The organism is Allocellulophaga tsushimaensis (genome assembly GCF_055383085.1).
Map to the genome: position 1 here is coordinate 963,053 of NZ_AP039451.1, position 20,725 is coordinate 983,777.

23 protein-coding genes and 1 tRNA gene are annotated in these 20,725 nt (G+C 30.7%); 12 read left to right on the top strand and 12 right to left on the bottom strand.

Features of this window, described 5'->3' with window-relative positions:
* The first annotated feature begins 24 nt into the window (after positions 1-24).
* From ACZ451_RS04315 to ACZ451_RS04350, 8 genes are all read left to right on the top strand, one after another.
* Positions 25-381, top strand: coding sequence for a four helix bundle protein (locus ACZ451_RS04315; protein WP_464215872.1), 357 nt, complete (start codon positions 25-27; stop codon positions 379-381).
* A gap of 40 nt (positions 382-421) precedes the next feature.
* On the top strand, positions 422-2,107 hold the full coding sequence (recJ, locus tag ACZ451_RS04320) for a single-stranded-DNA-specific exonuclease RecJ (protein WP_464215873.1): 1,686 nt from the start codon (positions 422-424) through the stop codon (positions 2,105-2,107).
* Positions 2,104-2,490, top strand: coding sequence for a VOC family protein (locus ACZ451_RS04325; RefSeq protein WP_464215874.1), 387 nt, complete (start codon positions 2,104-2,106; stop codon positions 2,488-2,490). Before recJ ends, ACZ451_RS04325 begins: the two co-directional genes overlap by 4 nt.
* A gap of 5 nt (positions 2,491-2,495) precedes the next feature.
* Positions 2,496-4,160, top strand: coding sequence for an MFS transporter (locus tag ACZ451_RS04330; RefSeq protein ID WP_464215875.1), 1,665 nt, complete (start codon positions 2,496-2,498; stop codon positions 4,158-4,160).
* Between the two features lie 26 nt (positions 4,161-4,186).
* Positions 4,187-4,375, top strand: a complete 189-nt coding sequence (locus ACZ451_RS04335) for a hypothetical protein (RefSeq protein WP_464215876.1) — start codon at positions 4,187-4,189, stop codon at positions 4,373-4,375.
* 209 nt (positions 4,376-4,584) lie between these two features.
* Positions 4,585-5,397: an RNA polymerase sigma factor gene (locus ACZ451_RS04340; RefSeq protein ID WP_464215877.1), complete on the top strand. Its 813-nt coding sequence runs from the start codon at positions 4,585-4,587 to the stop codon at positions 5,395-5,397.
* A gap of 6 nt (positions 5,398-5,403) precedes the next feature.
* Positions 5,404-5,823, top strand: coding sequence for an MGMT family protein (locus tag ACZ451_RS04345; protein WP_464215878.1), 420 nt, complete (start codon positions 5,404-5,406; stop codon positions 5,821-5,823).
* 13 nt (positions 5,824-5,836) lie between these two features.
* Positions 5,837-6,271: a hypothetical protein gene (locus ACZ451_RS04350; protein ID WP_464215879.1), complete on the top strand. Its 435-nt coding sequence runs from the start codon at positions 5,837-5,839 to the stop codon at positions 6,269-6,271.
* Positions 6,272-6,745: 474 nt separating this feature from the next.
* On the opposite strand, the gene ACZ451_RS04355 is transcribed toward ACZ451_RS04350, so the two are convergent.
* The 7 genes from ACZ451_RS04355 to ACZ451_RS04385 all read right to left on the bottom strand — a co-directional run bounded on the left by ACZ451_RS04355 (position 6,746) and on the right by ACZ451_RS04385 (position 11,113).
* Positions 6,746-7,192, bottom strand: a complete 447-nt coding sequence (locus ACZ451_RS04355; RefSeq protein ID WP_464215880.1) for a DUF4844 domain-containing protein — start codon at positions 7,190-7,192, stop codon at positions 6,746-6,748.
* Between the two features lie 136 nt (positions 7,193-7,328).
* Complete coding sequence (locus tag ACZ451_RS04360; protein WP_464215881.1) at positions 7,329-7,727, bottom strand: hypothetical protein; 399 nt, start codon at positions 7,725-7,727, stop codon at positions 7,329-7,331.
* A gap of 104 nt (positions 7,728-7,831) precedes the next feature.
* A complete protein-coding gene (locus tag ACZ451_RS04365; RefSeq protein WP_464215882.1) occupies positions 7,832-8,419 on the bottom strand; it encodes a class I SAM-dependent methyltransferase in 588 nt (195 codons plus the stop codon).
* Between the two features lie 35 nt (positions 8,420-8,454).
* Positions 8,455-9,213 carry a UDP-2,3-diacylglucosamine diphosphatase gene (locus ACZ451_RS04370; protein ID WP_464216892.1) on the bottom strand — a complete coding sequence of 253 codons (759 nt, stop codon included), beginning with the start codon at positions 9,211-9,213 and terminating at the stop codon, positions 8,455-8,457.
* Between the two features lie 34 nt (positions 9,214-9,247).
* Positions 9,248-9,697, bottom strand: coding sequence for a 6-pyruvoyl trahydropterin synthase family protein (locus ACZ451_RS04375; protein ID WP_464215883.1), 450 nt, complete (start codon positions 9,695-9,697; stop codon positions 9,248-9,250).
* A gap of 46 nt (positions 9,698-9,743) precedes the next feature.
* Positions 9,744-10,172: a DUF3592 domain-containing protein gene (locus ACZ451_RS04380; protein WP_464215884.1), complete on the bottom strand. Its 429-nt coding sequence runs from the start codon at positions 10,170-10,172 to the stop codon at positions 9,744-9,746.
* 176 nt (positions 10,173-10,348) lie between these two features.
* On the bottom strand, positions 10,349-11,113 hold the full coding sequence (locus ACZ451_RS04385) for an enoyl-CoA hydratase/isomerase family protein (RefSeq protein WP_464215885.1): 765 nt from the start codon (positions 11,111-11,113) through the stop codon (positions 10,349-10,351).
* Positions 11,114-11,331: 218 nt separating this feature from the next.
* On the opposite strand from ACZ451_RS04385, the gene ACZ451_RS04390 reads away from it, so the two are divergent.
* Both ACZ451_RS04390 and ACZ451_RS04395 read left to right on the top strand, forming a co-directional pair.
* Positions 11,332-11,691: a BlaI/MecI/CopY family transcriptional regulator gene (locus ACZ451_RS04390; protein WP_464215886.1), complete on the top strand. Its 360-nt coding sequence runs from the start codon at positions 11,332-11,334 to the stop codon at positions 11,689-11,691.
* A 3-nt stretch (positions 11,692-11,694) separates the two neighbouring features.
* Positions 11,695-12,972, top strand: a complete 1,278-nt coding sequence (locus ACZ451_RS04395) for a M56 family metallopeptidase (RefSeq protein WP_464215887.1) — start codon at positions 11,695-11,697, stop codon at positions 12,970-12,972.
* Between the two features lie 74 nt (positions 12,973-13,046).
* Here the strand turns inward: ACZ451_RS04395 and ACZ451_RS04400 are convergent, their stop codons facing one another.
* Complete coding sequence (locus ACZ451_RS04400; RefSeq protein WP_464215888.1) at positions 13,047-14,384, bottom strand: MATE family efflux transporter; 1,338 nt, start codon at positions 14,382-14,384, stop codon at positions 13,047-13,049.
* A 9-nt stretch (positions 14,385-14,393) separates the two neighbouring features.
* A complete protein-coding gene (locus tag ACZ451_RS04405) occupies positions 14,394-14,891 on the bottom strand; it encodes a GNAT family N-acetyltransferase (RefSeq protein WP_464215889.1) in 498 nt (165 codons plus the stop codon).
* 37 nt (positions 14,892-14,928) lie between these two features.
* Here ACZ451_RS04405 and ACZ451_RS04410 point away from each other — a divergent pair, with 37 nt between their 5' ends.
* Positions 14,929-15,726: a universal stress protein gene (locus ACZ451_RS04410; RefSeq protein ID WP_464215890.1), complete on the top strand. Its 798-nt coding sequence runs from the start codon at positions 14,929-14,931 to the stop codon at positions 15,724-15,726.
* Positions 15,727-15,735: 9 nt separating this feature from the next.
* A tRNA-Ala gene (locus tag ACZ451_RS04415) sits at positions 15,736-15,809 on the top strand.
* Between the two features lie 853 nt (positions 15,810-16,662).
* Here ACZ451_RS04415 and ACZ451_RS04420 read toward each other — a convergent pair.
* From ACZ451_RS04420 to ACZ451_RS04430, 3 genes are read right to left on the bottom strand one after another with little or no spacing between them, the layout of a single operon-like run.
* On the bottom strand, positions 16,663-19,182 hold the full coding sequence (locus ACZ451_RS04420) for a TonB-dependent receptor (RefSeq protein WP_464215891.1): 2,520 nt from the start codon (positions 19,180-19,182) through the stop codon (positions 16,663-16,665).
* Positions 19,175-20,086, bottom strand: a complete 912-nt coding sequence (locus tag ACZ451_RS04425; RefSeq protein WP_464215892.1) for a FecR family protein — start codon at positions 20,084-20,086, stop codon at positions 19,175-19,177. Before ACZ451_RS04425 ends, ACZ451_RS04420 begins: the two co-directional genes overlap by 8 nt.
* Positions 20,087-20,133: 47 nt before the next feature.
* Positions 20,134-20,658 carry an RNA polymerase sigma factor gene (locus tag ACZ451_RS04430; protein WP_464215893.1) on the bottom strand — a complete coding sequence of 175 codons (525 nt, stop codon included), beginning with the start codon at positions 20,656-20,658 and terminating at the stop codon, positions 20,134-20,136.
* Positions 20,659-20,725: the final 67 nt, after the last annotated feature.

The window sequence follows — 20,725 nt, forward strand, 5'->3', positions numbered from 1 at the left end:
GAATTGGGTATTAAATAAATATAAATGATTGACAAAAAGTTCGATTTAGAAGATAGATTGGTAAATTTTGCTGGTACAACTGCTCTATTTTGTATGGATTTATCAAATGACATGATAGGGCAATATTATAGCAATCAATTATTACGATCTACAGGAAGCGTTGCACTAAATTTTGGTGAAGCTCAAGGAACTAATACCAATAAAGATTATATTCATAAAGCCAGTATTTGTTTAAAAGAACTGAAGGAATCTCGAGTTAACTTAAAGATTTTAAAAAAAGTTAATTATATCGACACTTTTAAAAGAACAAATCTTATAGATGAAGTAGAACAACTTATAAGAATAATAGCAACAATAATTAAAAACAAGAAACAAGCTTGAGTTTGAACTTGAACTTGATTTTTGTATTTGAATTTATACTATGCGCTGGACGATAAAAGCCAAACCTGAAGAACATCAAATTAAAGCCTTAGCAGAAACGCTACAGGTAAATGATTTAGTGGCTCAACTTTTGTTACAACGTGGCATTACAAATTACAACGAAGCAAAAGCCTTTTTTCGTCCTGATTTGAATGAATTACATGATCCTTTTTTAATGAAGGATATGGAGCTTGCTGTGGCTAGAATTGAAAAAGCAATTGCCCAAGAAGAAAATATTTTGGTGTTTGGCGATTATGATGTGGATGGAACAACCGCTGTTGCTTTAGTTTCTTCTTATTTGTTGTCTTATTACTCAAATGTAGCGACTTATATTCCAGATCGGTATCAGGAAGGCTATGGCGTTTCGTATAAAGGAATTGATTTTGCGGAAGACAATGATTTTTCTTTAATTATTGCTTTAGATTGTGGCGTAAAAGCGATTGAAAAAGTTGCGTATGCTAAAGAAAAAAATATTGATTTTATTATTTGCGATCACCATAGACCTAGTAAAAACTTACCCAATGCTATTGCTATTTTAGATCCTAAAAGAGACGATTGTTCGTATCCATATGATGAACTTTGTGGTTGTGGTGTTGGTTTTAAGCTCATCCAAGCTTTAGGTACTAAAAAAGGAGAAACTATAGCAGATGTAACGCAATACCTTGATTTAGTGGCTACTGCAATAGGCGCTGATATTGTTCCGATAACTGGAGAGAATCGAATATTAGCTTTTTATGGCCTCAAAGTTATCAATAGTGATCCTAGAGCAGGTTTTAAAGCTATCATCAATCAGATCAAAAAAGAAGTACTCACTATTACAGATGTGGTTTTTATTATTGCCCCACGCATTAATGCTGCAGGTAGAATGGAACACGGACAGCATGCCGTAAATCTGTTAACAGAAACCAGTATAGAAAAGGCAGAGCAATTTGCGGTAGGAATAGAAAAATACAATACCGACAGACGTGGTTTAGACAAAGAAATTACGGAAGAAGCCCTACTTCAGATTCAAGAAAATAAGGAAGAAGAGGGTTTTACATCTGTGGTTTATCATGAGCATTGGCACAAAGGCGTTATCGGAATTGTTGCTTCTAGACTCACAGAAACCTACTATCGTCCTACACTTGTATTTACCAAAAGTGGTGATAAATTAGCGGCATCGGCACGTTCTGTAAAAGGCTTTGATGTCTACAATGCTTTAGAAGCTTGTAAGGAACATATTGAGCAGTTTGGTGGACATAAATATGCGGCCGGACTTACTTTATTAGAAAGTGAATATGCAAACTTTAAAACGCAGTTTGAAAAAGTAGTTACTGAAACCATAGACCCTAATTTATTAACTCCAGAAATAACGGTAGACGCACAAATTTCTTTTGATACCATTACCCCTAAATTACTGCGAATTTTAAAACAATTTGCGCCTTTTGGCCCTGGGAATATGTCTCCTGTTTTTATGGCTGAAAACTTAAAAGATACTGGCTATGCTAAAGGAGTTGGTCAAGAAGAGGCGCATTTAAAAGCAAAATTTAGTCAGAACGATAAACAAATAGATGCGATAGGCTTTAATTTAGGCCATAAATTAGATTTACTCACCCATCAGAAAAAAGTAAGTGCAGTGTTTTCTATTGATGAAAACGAGTGGCAAGGCAATATTAGTCTGCAATTAAAACTTAAAGATTTAAAATGAAAATAGAGCATTTGGCTATTTGGGTTAGCGATTTAGAGGCAATGCGTACTTTTTACGAACATTATTTCAAAGCAAAAGCAGGTCAGCAATATCATAATCCTAAGAAAAATTTCACTTCTTATTTTTTACGTTTTTCAGAAGGTGCCCGATTAGAGCTAATGCAAAAACCAGAGATTCTTGCATTACAAAATCAAATAGAAGAACATCTTGGAATCATTCATTTTGCCATTTCAGTAGGTTCAAAAGAAAAAGTGAACCAATTAACATTAGAACTTAAAAATGATGGTTTTACCATTGCTGGAGCACCTAGAACCACTGGAGATGGGTATTATGAAAGTGTAGTGCTAGACCCTGAAGGAAATAGAATTGAAATTACGATTTAAAAGAAATGTCAAAAAACGATCCATACGCAGCACTACGCATTAAAGAATTCAATATTTTTTTATTGATGCGATTTCTGTTGATCTTTGGCTGGTCTATGCAATTTATTGTGATAGAATGGCAAGTATATAGTTTAACCAAAGACCCATTATCTCTTGGTATTATTGGTCTGATGGAAATTATTCCTGCTTTTACAATGGCTTTATTTGCAGGTCATATTGTGGATCAGAAAGAAAAGCGAAACTTATTAGCGACTTGTATAGCCGCTTTTTCTTTAATAAGCTTGGGTTTGTTCTTTTTAACATGGGATAGAATAGTAGCCAGTTGGAGTATTAGTACTGTACTTTATGCCATTTATGCTTTGGTATTTTTTGGTGGATTTCTACGTTCTTTTTTCGGTCCTACAATTTTTTCTTTAGTAGCCCTTATTGTACCTAAAAAAATATACCCTAATGCTGCAACTTGGAGTACAAGTACTTGGAAAGCAGCTTCTGTTTTAGGAGCACTTTCTGGAGGATTTTTAATTAGCTGGTTAGGTGTAGACAAAACATTATCCTTTGTGTTTTTATTAGTAATTCTCTCATTATGTCTGGTTTTTCTAATTCGAAAAAAGCCTATTTTAAACAAAAAAGCAGGTCAAGAACCTGTGAAGGATGCCATAAAAACTATAATAAACTTTTTTTTAAATGCTAATTTTTTTCTAGGTCTATTTCTAGGAAATCTTTTAATTGGTTGGATTGAAATAGATAAAATATCTTGTATATTATTCCTTATAATCTCACTTTCTTTTCTTTTAACGCTCCAAATAGAGAAAAATAAAAAACTTGAAAAAGAAGACATAGGAAAAAGCTTGCAATCAGTTACAAATTTTGTTTTTAATTATAAGACTATTTTAGGATTATTATTAGGTGGGTTCTTATATATTTGGATTGAAATAGATAAAATAACCCATCTTATATTTCTTGTTATTACTTTATCATTATCTCTAATACTCCTATTAAAAAAGAAGCCCTTATTAAATATCCAAAATGAAGAAGAACCTATTGAAGAAAGCTTAAAAGCAGGTATCCGTTTTGTGTTTCAAAACAAAGTCATTTTAGGAGCTTTAACTTTAGATATGGTAGCTGTTTTATTTGGTGGTACTGTAGCTATCCTTTCTGTTTTTGCTCAAGATGTTTTAAAAGTTGGCAGTGAAGGTTTTGGAATTTTAAATGCCTCAATTTCAATTGGTAGTATTGTTACTATGTTGGCAACAACGTACATTCCTATCAATAAAAAAACGGGTATAAAAATGTTGGTTTCTGTATTTATTTTTGGCTTAAGTATTATAGCATTTGGCTTGTCTTCTATTTTTTGGGTGAGCGTTTTAGCTTTATTTATGAGTGGAGCCGCAGACGGTATTTCTATGGTGATTCGGCAAACTATTTTACAATTAAAAACTCCCGATGAAATGCGAGGGAGAGTCTCTTCTGTAAACTCTATGTTTGTTGGTTCTTCTAATGAGTTAGGTGCTTTTGAAAGTGGTTTAGCCGCTAAATTAATAGGACCCGTTGCTGCAGTAGTTTTTGGTGGTAGTATGACACTGATTACGGTAACCGTAATTGGTCTAAAAAATAAAACACTTAGAAATCTAGATTTGACAAAAGATGTAGAGGAACATAAAAAGATATAACTTATATTTACTTGAAAATGAATACAATGAAAAAAATTAATTTTTTAACCAAATTTGGAATTTTCCTTTTATTCCTTGGTATTTTAATTTTGGTATTAGGGAAATTTTTAGATCATACATTTATAACTACTTTAGTTGCATATGAAAACTATTTTTTCTCTATAGGAGGTGCTTTTGTAGGGATGGGAATATTTAGATCTAAAGCCAAAGAGTAAATTTCTCTTTTATACTCTTTTAACCTTATTAACTATTGCTAATACCTTCATTTCTACTCCTAGTTATATAAACCTAAGCCTGACATAAGAGAAAGGATAATTTTATTCCTCATCGTCACTATTTACACACGCCTTTTTTTAATAACTGGTTTTTTCAGTTAATCATGTCACACTTTATCCTTTTAAATTGTCTAATGAAGTAGAAGCCTATGGATGATTCATTAAAAATAGTAATAGAAAAAGCAAATGCAGGAGATAAAAAATCTCTTGAAACACTTGTTTCAGAGATAAAAGACTTGGTTTATAATCTATCTCTTAAAATGTTACTTTTCCCTGCTGATGCTGAAGATGCAACACAAGAAATATTAATTAAAGTAATTACGCATTTAAGCACCTTTACTTATAAAAGTCAATTTAAAACATGGGTGTATCGCATTGCTACAAATTATTTACTAACACATAAGGGCAAAAAATCATTAGAATTTGCGATGTCTTTTGACGATTATTCCAATTTAATAGATTTTGGGCAGTCCAATGAAGTTAACTATACCTATAATTTAGGAGAAATTTCTTTGCTCGAAGAAGAAGTGAAAGTAAGTTGCACGCAAGGGCTATTAATGTGTCTAAATACTACAGATAGGCTTGTTTATATTTTATCAGAAATTCTTGAATTTAACAGTAGAGAAGGTGCTGAAATTCTTGAAATAAATTCAGATAATTTTAGAAAAAAATTATCTCGCTCGCGATCTAAAGTACGTAATTTTTTAAATCATAAATGTGGTTTGGTCAATTCTAAAAATCCATGCCGCTGCAATAAAAAAATAGATACTTTAATTGATCAAAAAATAATTGACCCTAAGAATTTACGATTTGCTCAATATAGTAAAAGGAGTATTGATTTAATTGCTAAAATTGAAAAATTAGAAGATACTGCTTCTTTATATCAAACCGTTCCAAGTTTTAAAACTCCGGTAAAGGTAATTACTGAAATACGAAAGGTCATCAATGCAGTTAAATTTTAAATACAAATGGATAATATAACTATTATCGATATTCCAGAAAAAATGGAAAAGTTCTTTGGAGGCAAAGGTAAAATGTTACATCCAAATATGGCTATGGTTGAAGATTTGATGCGTTTAATCCCGATAGGGAAGATTGCAACAATTGATACACTTGCAAAAAAATTAGCCATTAATTTTGGAACTGCTGTTACCTGTCCTATGCGAACCGGAAATATCATCAAAAAAATTACAGAACGGTTTTTAGGTGATATTGCTCAAAGTGAAATACCCTATTGGCGGGTAGTTAAGAAAAATAAGGAAATCATCAATTCAAAAAATATAGCGTTTTGTGCTGCTAAACTAGAAGATGAAGGCTTCACCCTTAATTACCCAAAATCTGGAAAAATAAAAGTAAACTTTGATGCTGATCAATTAGTGCATTTCTAATTCTACTACATAAATGAATGACTTCAAACTAAAAGAATTTGTAATTATCACCCTAATAACAAGCATTTGGATACATATCTCTGAGGTATTCCGATATTTTGTTTTTGTAATGTCTAGAACAAAAAAATATTTTGATTATAGAGAAGGAGTTGCAGAAATGGATCTAACCATCTTTTCTATTTGGGGTTTATGGGATACGCTTTTAACAGCAATATTGGTTTTTATATTTTTCCTTTACACTACAACATTTGGGAATACTAAAAGGTCGTTCCTTATTTCTGGGATTTTGGTTTGGTTTTCAGTTTTTGTGATTTTTTGGGTTGCTACCGCAAATATGGGGCTTTCTAATTGGCGTATTTTGTTTATTACCCTTCCTTTAAGTTTACTAGAAATGATTGTTGGAACTTGGATCGCTTCTAAATTATATGCAACTGGTCATTGGTTTTAATAAATTATTGATTTAGATAAGTCTTTCGTGTTTTAAATCCACTATAAACAATCAAACAAATTATCACAGCAGTGCTAAGATATAAACAGGGTAATACCCAATCAAGAAAACGATTCCTTGTTAAAAAAAGATATTCTTGAATAGATAAAAACCCAATATAAGAATGGATAGATAAAATAACAGTTATTAAAATATAAGTACTTAATAATCCAACACCTATAAAAATGAGATTTACAACTACATTTTTAAATTGATATAGAAACATCCTGATAAAATAAATCCAAAATAGGATTGAAATTGATAGTAAGCTGAGTAAATGGAAATGGGTAATTACATAATAAGTATCGTGAATATTAATTTCTAATGTAGATGTCGTATCAAAACCTATAAGTCCAAATAAAACAAATAAGAATATAATGATTCCTGTTAACCAAAATAATTCTCTTTGTTCCAATTTTTTAGCTTCTATTATCTTTAATTTTTATCCAAAAAAGGTTCAATATCAAATCCATACATAAACTTGTTTAGTTTTCCGTTTGAGCTCTCTAATCCAACAATGTCCATTAACTCTTCAAAATAGGTGTAAATTCGTTCTCTATCTTCGGTATCTAATTCTAAATAAACATCTGCAAATCTTGAGAGTCCGACTCTAATTTTTTCTTGATATTTTTTTTCAGTTTGATGAGCAGATTTCGCAACACTTTTAAAGTCAGCTGCTACTTGATTTATTTTATTTGTGAAAACAGATCGCATTTTTTCGTCAGCAATCCCTGAATAATAATTTTCTTTAACAAATTTTTTCTTTTCAATAAATTCTGAAAATTTTTCATCAGCGTTTTTTACTGTTTTTATTTTATTTACATTTTGTCCACAAGCAGATAATATAAAAAAGGGTATGAGTATTTTAATATATTTTTTCATTTCATAAATAGTTCTCATTAGCCTAACACAAATGCCTTAACCCTTATAATCCTACAAAGAACGCTCTTTTACATCAAAAACAGCATAAATATAGTACGTAATCCAATTCTTATGGTTCTTCTATTGTGATGTTTGATTAATTATATACATGGGCTAAATAAACCATTAAAAAACAGCTAATAGCGATCCAGCTCTTCATAGAAATAGGACTAAATATATCTTGTTTATTTTTTTTTGATTGAATGAAATAAATAGCAATTATGCCAAATATTAAATATGTTATGATATCAAAAAAATCAAACTGTCCGTTGGTTATATGACAAAGTTGGAAAACTTCTAAAACTATTGAAAATAGTATTGGAATATAGACTAATATTACTTTTACACTTTTGATTTTTACATAAAAATTTTTAAAAAGCATTGTAGCACAAAACATCCACAAACCTCCTGGTAATGAATAAATTATATAATCGTTTAATGGTATTGTAGTTTTAATACATGCTTTTAATTCTAAATATTCTTCTAATGATATCATAAGAATTAAAAACTCATTCACTACAGTTTTCTCAGTTCTATAAAACAAGTAAATAAATAAGCAAACAAGTAAAAGTATGAATATAAGCCAATAGGTTTTCCTCATTACTTTTGATAAATTAAAATCTTAAAGTAAGAAAATAGACCTACATTAACTTGATTTATAAGTTTGAATTTTTTTATGGTATTCAAATCTTCTACATTAAATACCGATTTAAAGTACAAATATGTAGCTAGTTTTTCAAAAAAAGTGTCTATATATTTTAGATAATTATTTGGTGTAAAATGATTAAGAATAAAAACTTGACCATTAGGTTTTAATACTCTGTAAACTTCGTCTAATAGTTTATCTGGGTTTTTTACCACTGCAATCACATGAGACAAAACTACATAGTCAAAAACATTATCGCTAAAAGAAAGTGTTTCTCCATCCATGTGTATAAGCTTAACATTTTTATTTTGATGGTTTTTAGCTTTATCAAGCATTTTTTTGGAGTTGTCTATACCTATAATATCATGTGTATTGTAATATTTTAAATGATTCCCGTTTCCCACCCCAATCTCTAATAAACGCCCAAAAGGCAAATCATTAATTTTATGAAATAATTTTCTTTTTTGAGGTTTTAGAAAAATGTCTATTAACGGATATATGAATGCTATTTTATTATAAAAATTTTCTGATTTTAGATTCATTTTTAAATAAATATTAGATAAGTCATACAAATACGCTATCCTTCATACTCCTTCAAAGAAAGTTGCTCTCCATCAAAAACAGCATACGTATAATAGGTAATCCAATCCCCAAGGTTTGTGTATTGTGATGTTCCGTTCAGTTGTATCTCTAAAGGTAAATGCCGGTGCCCAAATACAAAATAATCATAATGTTGGGTTTCTAGTTTGCGTTTGGCATATTGTACCAACCATTCTTTTTCTTCTCCTAAAAATGTAATGTCTTCGTCTCCAGAAATGAGTTTGTTTTTTACAGATAAGTACTGTCCCAATTTTACCCCTAAGTCTGGATGTAACCAACGGAACAACCATTTACAAAGAGGGTTTGTAAATACTTTTTTCATTCGTTTATAGCCTTTGTCTCCAGGACCTAAACCATCGCCATGACCTATAAAAAAAGTAGTGGTATTAAAGGTAAATTGTTGTGGTTCATGAAAAACGGGGATGCCAAGTTCTTCTTCAAAATAACCATTCATCCAAAGATCATGGTTGCCTACAAAATAGTAAATAGGGATCCCTGCATCTGCAATTTCTGCTAGTTTCCCTAGCGTTCTGGTAAAACCTTTAGGCACCACTGTTTTATAATCGTGCCAGAAATCGAACAGATCTCCTAATAAAAAAATAGCGGCAGCATCTACTTGCACCTCATCTAACCACGCTACAAATTTCTTTTCGCGAGGTTTGCTCAATGCCATAGTAGGTGCCCCCAAATGGTTATCACTTGCAAAGTAGATTTTTTTACCGTTTGGAACTTGTATGGTTTTCATATAAGAATAAATATATTAAAAGCTTCTAGTTTTCACTAGCAAACCATTCTGCAAAAGAGGTCTCTGTTTCTTGTAACTTTAAGGAATGTAATTGTACATTTTCTGGCAATCTTGCTTTTATTTTTGCTGCAAAATCTATCACCATATTTTCACTGGTAGGCTGGTAATCGGCAAGAATTACATTGTGTCCCCTATCTACCAATTCTTTAGCAAGTTCTCTATGTGGTGTATTTTTATTAAACACCGTAGCATGATCAAACTGGTCTACAATTTCAGCATTTACAATCTTTTTTAGATCTCCAAAATCGATGACCATTCCTAATTTAACATGAGAAGTATCCGTAATAGGCTTCCCAATTACGGTTACAGATAGTTTGTAGCTATGCCCATGTACATTTCTACATTTACCGTCATAACCGTATAGTGCATGACCTGTTTCGAAATTAAATTGTTTGGTGATTCTAATATTACCCATGTATTTGGTTTAAAAGACAAAGGTAAGAATTCTTTAAAACGAAATCTTAAAAGAATGTATAGGCTAAATAACTACTGCCAATAATAAAAAATGGTGCCGCTACCATAGAAAGAATTACTGCTCCTGCATACAAACCCCAAAAAGAAAGTTTCTTTTCTGTACGTTTGCCTTTCGCATTATATATAATTGGCACTTTTTCTCCTATTTCATAGGGTTGCGGATAAGATTGTACACCACTTTCAAAAGTTCTAACAGTATTAGACCTGTCTGTATATTCAAAAATAGGCTCGTACATAGGATTATTACTCCCCCTAGAAACAATAAAATCTTTAACTATTGCTGTAGTTTTTACTCCTTTTGCTAGCAATTGTTGTGTTTTCTGAAACTGATTAAAAGCGAGATAAAATAAGCCAGAACCTATTAGAAATAAGATAAAATAAAAAACAACCCACATCGTATTCTTAGATTTAGACATATATCATATGCACGTTAACGCTTATATTTTCTCCGTGTTTTAACTCTGTTAACAATATATACTACAATTACAAAAAGTGCTAATAAAGGGAATACTAAGTCTCCGTTTAAAAAATTTAAAATTTCCATCAAAAAATATTTTACTACCTACATAACGCTTAGACGAAAAAAATCGTATTAACTAAATTTAGAAAGTGCGTTTTTAGTAAACTCAGAGAGTACTAATTCTCCTGTAATAGCGGCACGTTCTGTTAGTAAAGTATCCCAATGTTCTGTTCCTTCCCAAAGTACTTTTTTCCATGCTTCTAGAGCTTGTGGGTTATAAGTAGCTAATTTCTGGGTGAAAAAGTCTAATTCTTTATCTAATTCTTCTACTGTCTCAAAAACTTTTGAAAACAGCCCTTTCTCTTTTGCCCAGTATGCATTTTTCCATTCGGTTGCGGCTAAGGATAATTCGGATAATGCGGCGGTACCTATTTTGCGTTCTACTGCAGGAGCTATTACAAATGGGCCTATACCTATAGAAAGCTCCGATAATTTTATGGCTGCATGTACAGAAGCAAAAACATAATCGCAAGCGGCAGCCAAACCTACTCCACCACCCACAGTTTTCCCTTGTATACGACCTACTATTACTTTTTTACAGGTACGCATGGCATTTATGGCATTTGCAAATCCACTAAAGAAAATTTTGCCCTCTTCTAAATTAGAAACTGCTAGCAATTCATCAAAAGAAGCTCCTGCACAAAAGGCTCGGTCTCCTTCGGACTTTAAAATAATTACGGAAATAGCATCATTTTCTGAAAGTGCCTGTATTTCTTTAGTAAGCCGATCTAAAAGTTCCGCAACAAAAGAATTGCTTGCAGGATGCCCAAATTCTATAGTGGCAATTTTATTTTCTATTGAAGTATAAAGACTTCCGTTTGCTCTATCTGTGCCCATGTTTTTCTATTTAACGCTGTGTTGCTCTAAATTAATAGTTTTAAGTTTATTAACTCACTTTATATCATATAAAAACATTTACGATGCATTTTAATTCCACTTTCTAAAGGCAAAAAACATGTGAATTGATACTTTCTCCTACAAAAATAGTTAAATAACTGTAAAAATAGTTGTATAACTAAAAAAACAGTAGTATGTTTGATTCAAATTAATACAAAATGCAAAAATTAACCAATAAGGAAGAAGAGGTTATGAAAATTTATTGGCAATTAGGAAAAGCTTTTGTCAAAGAAATTAGGGCCGCGTTACATGGTGATAAACCACATTATAATACACTCTCTACAACAGTACGGAATTTAGAAGAAAAAGGCTATTTAGATCATGAAGCTTTTGGAAATACACATAGATATTTTCCCATTGTAAGCAAAGAACAGTATCGGAAAAAATTTATCAATTCTACTATTATAGACTACTATGATAATTCTTATAAGAGCTTAGTTTCTTTTTTTGCAAAAGAAGAAAAAATCTCTGTTGAAGAGTTAAAAGAAATTATAGCCTTGATCGAAAAAAACAAATAAGCTATGGAACCTTTTTTGATATATCTTTTAAAATCTAGTGGAATTCTATTCTTGTTTGTGGTTTGTTACCTCGCTTTTCTTCAAAAAGAGACCTTTTTTAAGAGCAACCGTTGGTTTTTACTTTTGGGTGTCCTAACGGCTATAGTGATGCCTTTTATGGTAATCACTAAAACTATCTTAATCGAAATACCTGTTTTTACACAAAGTAATTTAGATGTACCAACGCTAACCTCGGAAGAAACCATAAATTGGTTTTCTGTTATAGCTATTATTTATGTTTTTGGAGCGCTTGTAGTTCTTGTAAAATTAATCATACAACATCTCTCTTTATATAGACTTATTTCTAAAGGAAATAGGACTTATGTAAACGGTATGTTCCATATAGAAACGAGGCAAGATATCTCTCCTTTTTCTTTCTTTAACTATATTGTTTATAATGCTGAAAAATATGGTGAAACCGAGTTAAATACCATTTTAAATCATGAGAAAATTCATGTAAAACAAAAACACTCTGTAGATCTCATTTTAGCACACTTCATTTTAATCTTACAATGGTTTAACCCTTTTGCATGGTGGTATAAGAACTTAATTCAGCAAAATTTAGAGTTTATTACAGATAAAGAAACAACAGTAATAGAAGCTGATAAAAAAGCATATCAATATTTATTATTAAAAACACATAGTAATACAAGTAAATTTTCATTTACAAATCCATTTTTTAATTCATTAATCAAAAAACGAATCATCATGTTAAACAAAAAACAATCTAAAAAAAGAAATGTAGTAAAGTATGGTGCTATATTACCCATGCTTATTGGTTTTATCTTATTATTTAATGTAAAAACTATTGCGCAAACTAAACCTATTAATAATATCGACGTAGAAAACCCTATTGATATTATCAATTTAAAAAATGCTTTGTATGTAATTGATGGTAAAGAAACTACTAAAAAAGTAGCTGAAAATTTAAATCCTGATTTTATCGAATCTATTAATGTACTCAAAAATGAAAATGCTATAAAAAAATATGGAGATAACGCTAAAAATGGTGTTGTTGAAATTACTTTAAAGGATAAGATAACTGGCATTAATTTTATTGTTGATGAAAAAGAAAAAAATCCATTATATGTAATGAATGGTAAGATTGTTCTCAAAAAAAACATAGATCAGCTTGATAAAGATAAAATTAAATCTATCACTGTACTCAAAGGTGAAGATGCTATAAAAAAGTATGGAGATAAAGGAAAAAATGGTGTTATTGAGATAACTACTAAACAATAGCAGCATAATCTTTTATAGCCATAAAAGTCAATTTTATATTTTAAAGTTGACTTTTATATTTTATCCATAATAGTTTAATTAGAAAATACTACTAAAGGCTTAAATTTTCTTCTAAACTTTACTGCTAAGGCACCTCCTCGGATCAGCATCCAAACAGCAAATGCTATCCAAATAGCATAGAGTCCTCCTCCTAAAAATAATCCTAGAAATAAAGTAGGTACAAAACCTAAAAAAGTAGCAGATAGCAATACATTTCTAAGGTATTTCATTTCTCCTAAACCTTTAAAAAGACCATCTAAAACAAAAGCAATCGTATTCATAGGCAAGCCCAGAATCAGAATAAAAAAGATACTATAAAAGGTTTCTAGAATAATAACTTCATTAGAAAACAACGCTCCAATCGGCTTATAAAAAATAGCACAAATACACATCATTAAAATGCTTACGACTAAACCATAAATGACTATTTTCTTGGCTAGTTCCCAAAGACCCTTATAATCTTTTGCGCCCAATAGTCTCCCACCTAAAATATTACCTGCAGCACCATAACCATCAATAAAAAAAGCAGAAAAAAGCCATATGTTTATGGCTATAGTATGTGCTCCAATATAATGATCCCCTAAGGCTGTTGCTTCTCTCACCGCTAATACTAAAGCTGTATTTAATGCAATAGCTCTAACAAATAAATTTAAACTCATCACCACCAAATTACTTAATTCTGGATGTATTTTTCCTTTTAGTTTTAAACTGATGTCTGTTTTAACCATTAGAAAAATAAAAGCTAGTATTGCCATTATAATTTGAGAGATTAAACTTGCCCAAGCTGCGCCATCTAAATACATTGGAGAAATAAAACCTTCTATACCATACACTAAAATAAAATCTAATACTAAATTTAAAACAGCGCCTACTATAGCAATAAGCATAGGATAAAAAGTATTTTGCAAGCCTCTAAAAATACCCATTACCGCAAATACAAATAAGGTTAACGGAAAACCCCAAACTCTAATAGAGTAATAAGAAATACAATAGTCTAAGATTTTACCAGATGCATTTAAAAGCATAAATATTTCATCAACCACAAAAACAGTACTTAATAAAATGATAATACTTAAACCAATATTTAAATAAATAGCTTGTGCTGGTAATGCCTTAATCTCTTCTATTTTTCCTGCTCCTAAATATTGCGAAATTAAAGCAGAAATAGCACTCCGAGTTTGTCCTAAAATCCAAATGAGCATAGACAAAAAAGAACCTACAATACCTGCAGCTGCTAAAGATTCTACTCCATCAACCGGAATTTTACCTACAATAGCGGTATCCGTAATGGATAAAAGAGGCTCGGCAATACCAGCAATTATTGCAGGTATGGCTAATTTATTTATCGCTTTAAAATTCAGTATTATTCCCAAAGTATCTAATTATAATACTAATTCATGACAGTAAAAAGGATGTTCACTTTGATTAGGGAAATAAATAGCACCTAATTTTTGATAGCCCCTCTTTTTATAAAATGTAAGATTTCTAGCATTTTGGCTAAACGTATCCAAACGAATAGAGCTAAACTTGTTTTCAACAGCATAGTTTTCGCCAAAATCCATTAATTGTTGTGCATATCCTTTGCCTTGGTATTCTGGCAAAATCATAAGCCTATGAATGTATAAATTATTATTAGGCGTTAACCATTGTATTGGTTCGTATTCCTCATCCATATATGTTGATAATACTATAGTGCCAATAATTATTGACTCTTTTTCTAGTACATAAAGCTCTTTTCTTTTAAAATCTTTTTCAAATACTGACTTAGTAGGATAATAATCATTCCATTGAAAAATACCTTTAGAAATCATATCATTTTTACAAGCAAGAGCGAGTTCTAATATATCAGTTATTTCAGATATCTTTGCAATACGAATCATAATAGTTTGTAATTGATTGTAAAGTTAAAACTTAAATATGAAAAATATATTAGTTCCTATTGGTACTTCATCAACTTCTCATGAAACCTTGCAATATGCTGTAGATTTTGCTGAGGCATTTTCTGCTCATATTTATGTAATGGATGTTTTTAATGTCTCTGCAAAAACAGGCAGTTTAGCTAATATTTCTGAAAAAATTGCTGAGAAAAGTAAAGAGCAGTTAAAAGGTGTTATTGCTAAAGTAAATGCCAAAAACAATGCTATAAAAATAGCTTCTTATAATGGAGATATTATTAGCGGAATTAAACATATAAATACCGAAATTGGTATTGATTTAATTGTAATTTCTCCAAGGAGTAATGACATTAAAGAAGGCTTATATTTAGGAAAAACTTCTGGAAGAATTATAAAACAAACAGATATTCCTAGTTTAATTATTCCAAAAGGGGTGACATTTTCACCGTATACTTCTGCTTTAACCGCATTTAAATCTGGAATACTAAAACGAAATAGAATATTAAAGCCCTTAAAAAAAATTCAAAATAAATTTAATACTAAGATAAACTTACTTTTAGTAAAAACACCTGGTTATTCAGATGCTGATTTAAAAATTAATACAGATTTAGTAGATATCAGTTCTCAGCTTACTATTACTGAAAATGCAACTACGTATTTAGGGGTTATAGAACATTTCCAAGCCCAACAACCAGATTTACTTTGTGTATTTAGAAGAAAGCGAGGGTTCTTTAAAAAGCTCTGGGAAAAAAATACCATCCCTAAATCAGAATTTTATGCACCTATACCCGTTCTAGTATTAAGTGTTAGCAGAGATTAAACTTAAAAAGGGGGATTAGCTCAGCTGGCTAGAGCGCTTGCCTGGCAGGCAAGAGGTCACCGGTTCGACTCCGGTATTCTCCACAAACCATCATGAAAGTGATGGTTTTTTTATTTTTAGGCTCCATTCTACATCACATATTTAGTTTAATTGCTAAGTAATAGTATATTTTACAAATTATTTTAAGAAATAACACAATAATTTTTAAAATCATAAAATACTGGTTTTAAGATACTTGTAATAGTAATTTTAGATTTTTAAAATTTTAATTCAATTTTTTTCAGGAATTTTTACACTTTGGTTGTTTTATATATAACTAACAACATTTAATTATGAAAAGTCTTAAATCTACCCCCGGAACAAAGAGTTTAGAAAACGAAGAGATTACGAGAATAATAAATAGCCGAGACAACTTTTTAAAAGGTATTTTCTTATTTACTTGTGTACAGTTTTTAATCTTATTTACCTACTATACCATCTAATACTTGTTTTTATTATAAAACTTCAGGAGTTGCCTATATAACTAACAAAACTTGCTATGAAAAAGTTTAATTATACCCCCGGAACAAAGAGTTTAGAAAACGAAGAGATGACTAAAATAATGAATCACAGAGATAATTTTTTAAAAAGTGTTTTCTTATTTAGTGGTATTCAATTTCTAATCTTACTTACTTATTACACAATCTAATAGCTATTAATTGTAAAAAAGTTAAAGAATGTTATGCTTTGGTTGTTTTGATATCACTAATTACATTCAAAAAATGAAAAAATTAAAATCTATTTCAAAATTAAAAAACGAAGAGATTAGTAAAATAGCGAATAGTAGGGAAAAATTTTTAAAAGCGATTCTTATATTTATTTGTATTCAATCTTTAATCCTATTTATATATCTTATTATCTAATCTGTCTGTTGATTATAAAAACTAGAAAGAAAGCCTAGTTAAAAATAAGTCTAACTGTAGCATTAGGAGTAATTCCTAAAGAGCTTTGTTCTACCTCTTGAACACTGTTATTTACCTCGTTTATTCTATAAAAAGTATTAATTGTATTATCTCTATTTAGTACATTCCAAATGGCCAAACCAATTTGCATCTTTGTGTTATTCCTCCATTTAAACTCATATCTACCAGAAAAATCAACCCGCATATAATCGTCTTGTCTATCTTCATTTGGATTGCCATAATTAATACCACCATTACTTATTTGGTTGCTAGCTAAAGGCTGTGTTAAGGGCTTACCTGTACGCCAATTTAAACCCGCTGCTAACAACAATTTATCTAAGGTATAATTGCCTCCTACAGTAAGAGTATGAGTAATATCAAAATTACTTGGAAACTTGGCATCTAGTAAATTGTTAAATAGATAGCTACTATTAAGATAAGAATAACTAAACCATGTGCTTCCATTTTGCAACTGTTTTCTAATGAGTAGCTCCATACCACTTGCATCATAGCTTCCTGATGCTCTTACAAATTCTAGTTGATCTTGAAAACTTTGGCTTTGTGTAGTAATGCCATCTACTTTTTTATAAAATAAAACGGAATTAACAAGCCATCCTTTTTGATTATAACTAAGGCCTAAAGAGCCTTGTTTACTTGTAATTACAGGAATAGATTCATTATTAGAAAGCTGCCATCGCCTTTTTTCAATCCCTAAAAAATCGTTTTGAAAATTAATAATCTGAGAGGTATTTTGGTGTTTAAATTCTCCAAGAACTTCTACATTAAAATGCTTCCAAAAACTATGGTTAAAACTAAGGCGTGGTTCCCATATCTGTTTTTTAAATTTATCTAAATAATTAAACCGCACTCCTAAATTTAAATTTGTGGCGCTATCCTCTGAAGAAAAGCGCATTTCACTAAAAATTCCATGTGTACGTAGTACTTCTGCTTCCAAAAGAAGAAATCTTGGATCATCTACATCATCTAAATTAGAAATTTTAGTTTCTACAAAATGATACCCATTATTGAGTTGTATTTGAGGCCTAAGTTCTAGTTGAGTTTTAAGTTTTAATCCCGTTTCGGACACTTCATTCTTTTGAAAAAAGCGTTGGTTTTCAAGAATATTGACATTTGTACCTTTTAATTGATAATCTGTTTCATAGATTGCTATTTTGGTATTAAATTTTTCTGTCCAATTTCTTTGGTATTGTATTCCGCCAGCGATACTCGTCTGACCCAAATTACTTTCACGAATTTCTTCTACTCCGCCTAAAGTTGCATTTTCATTAAAGCTTAGCGCATTAGCAGTATGAATAAAATTAAGCTGAAGACGATCCTTGTCAGAAGGTTTAAACAAAAACCGAAAAGAGGCATCATAAAAATCAAATCCTATATTAGAATTTCTAATAACAGACGAGTTGCGTTCTATTTCTGTTTCCTGAGAAATTCGCTCAAAATACTCAGAGTAGGTTGGGGTTTCTACAAAATTGCTAATAGAATTACGAGCAGCAACTTGTAATGATGCTTTTTTACCTATTGGCGCATCTACATAACCATTAGCATCTAAAAGATTAACGCCTATATTCCCTTTTAAATTTGGGTTGATATACTTTTCGGTTTGCATTGCTATGGTACCAGAAACACCATCTGTTTCTGATGCACTACTGCCATTTTTACGCAATGCTACCTTTTGGGTTATATTGGGGTTGTACATAGAGATTAAACCAAAAAAATGACCAGATTGATACATTTTAATGCCATCCCAAGAAATTAAGTTTTGATCGTTACTACCTCCTCTAATATTAATATTTGAAACCGTTTCATCTACACTTAATATTCCTGGTAAAGCTTGTACTGATTGTAATACATCTTCCTCTATGAGCCCTGGTAGTATCGTAAATTTATCAAAATCTATTCGTATAGCACCGTTATCTTGTTGATCAACTCCTCGTATCAAATAATCGTAAAGTACTACCTCTGCTAATTGCTCTTCATTTGGGTCTAGATATATAATAGTACATGGAGTTGTATTCTTAAAGTTGGTTGCTCCTGTTAGTATTGGTTTATAACCAATATGTCTTATTTGTATGGTATCAGTAGATTTTCTAAGTTCTATTTCAAAAAAACCATCCTCATTAGTTAAGGTTCCTATAGTTCCATTTTGTATGGTAACATAAGGCAATGGCTCTTCTGTATGTTTATCTTTTAGATAAGCACAAAGTTTCTTTTTCTTTTTCCTAATAGAAATTATTTTTTCTGATACAAAAACAAACTCTAATTTGCTTTGTTCACTTAAAATATTGATCGCTGTTTTTAGGGGTAGTGAGGTATCAAGAGAAGTTACATAAATACCATCTACTAAGGTTGAGGCATAATTGAATTGTACTCCAAAGTCTTCTTCCAATTTCGTTAAAACACCAATAAGCGTTTTAGTAGACTCTTTTTGTTGAGCAATGGTATAAGAACTACTGAAGAATAGTACAACGTATAAAAGAATAAGTAGGTTTCTATTCACTCATACTTAAACGTACTTTGTTTGGCTTTATTATTTGATACGTAAGACCAAGAGGCGCTGTAATGGCAATAAGTGCATTTTCAAGATTATCATGAGCAAAGGCACCTGTAAATAGCTGTTCTAAATTTATTTCTTCGGTTTCTATGATGGTTACTCCATATTGTCTTTCCAATTCTGCAAATACTTCAGCGAGTGGTATACGTTGAAAATCACTCAACTTATTCATCCATTTTGGAGTTGTATGTATATGTTTCCCAATTACTACTGTACCATTTATAGATTTAAAATGGTCTCCAACTTCTAATATTTGGGTATTTCCTCCAGAAACTACTTTAACGGTACCTTCAAAACAAGTAACTTCAAAAATAGCACCTCTTTGCTTTACGTTAAATTCTGTTCCTAAAACACTTACTGTTCCTGTTGTGGTAACTACGTCAAATTTTGCTCCTTTAGCAACATCAAAAAAGGCCTCTCCTTTTAATGCTATCTCCCTATTAGTACTCCATTCTTTTTCGTTATAACGAACTTCAGAAAGCGAGTTTAATACTACTTGTGATGCGTCAGGCAATGCTATAGTGGTTTTCTCAACAGCTGCAGTCTGTACCTCAATTACAGTATTAAAGAAAAACATAAAATAAATACCAAATCCTACTATTAGCACACTTGCTATACGTAACATTGGTTTTATCCATTGTAAAGTTCTAACAGGTGTCTTATCCTCTACAATATGTTCTTTAAATGTCTCAAAATCTGGCATCTTAGAAAAATGAGATGCTTTAAATTGGGCTGCATCTTCTATAATACTGTTATAAAAATGGGCATCTTCCAAGGCTTCAAAAGCATTGCTTTCTTCTTCATTCAGATCATCTGACAACCATTTTTCAACTAAGCGATTTTTATCCATGAGTATAACTCTTTTATATAAAACAACTAAGATCTTATTTCTCCTGATTATTTTATCTTAAAATTTTCCAATTCTTTTTTTAATTGATCAAAAGCCGAGTAAATACGGTATTCTACCACTTTTCTAGTAACCCCTAAAAGTTGTGCAATTTCTGCATGTTTTTTGCCTTCTACCTTGTTTAGCATAAAAGCAACACGTTGTTCTTCTGATAATTTAGCAAGTGTATTTTGATACTTTTTATAGTACTCTTCTTTTTCTAGAATAAACTCTGGCGTCTCATTTGTAAATTCTTTAGGTGCTAAACTTTGATGCTTTAAAACTACTTTTTGGTGTTTTACCTCGTTTAACATTAGATTATTGGCAACAGTGTATAAAAAAGATTTTACCTTATCTAAAGGTACTTTTTTACAACTTTCCCATAACTTTATAAAAGCATCTTGTGCTTTATCACTAGGGTTTAGCTTTTCGCCATATTTATAGTACAAAAAATCATGAAGACTTTTAGCATACTTATTATAGATGTTAGCATACAGTGTTTCATCACAAATGTTTTGATATAGGTCTTTTTTCAAAATGGGCTATTTTATAGGTTAAAAACTCATAAAAGCAACTTTATTTAAAATTTTCAGGAGTTTTTAT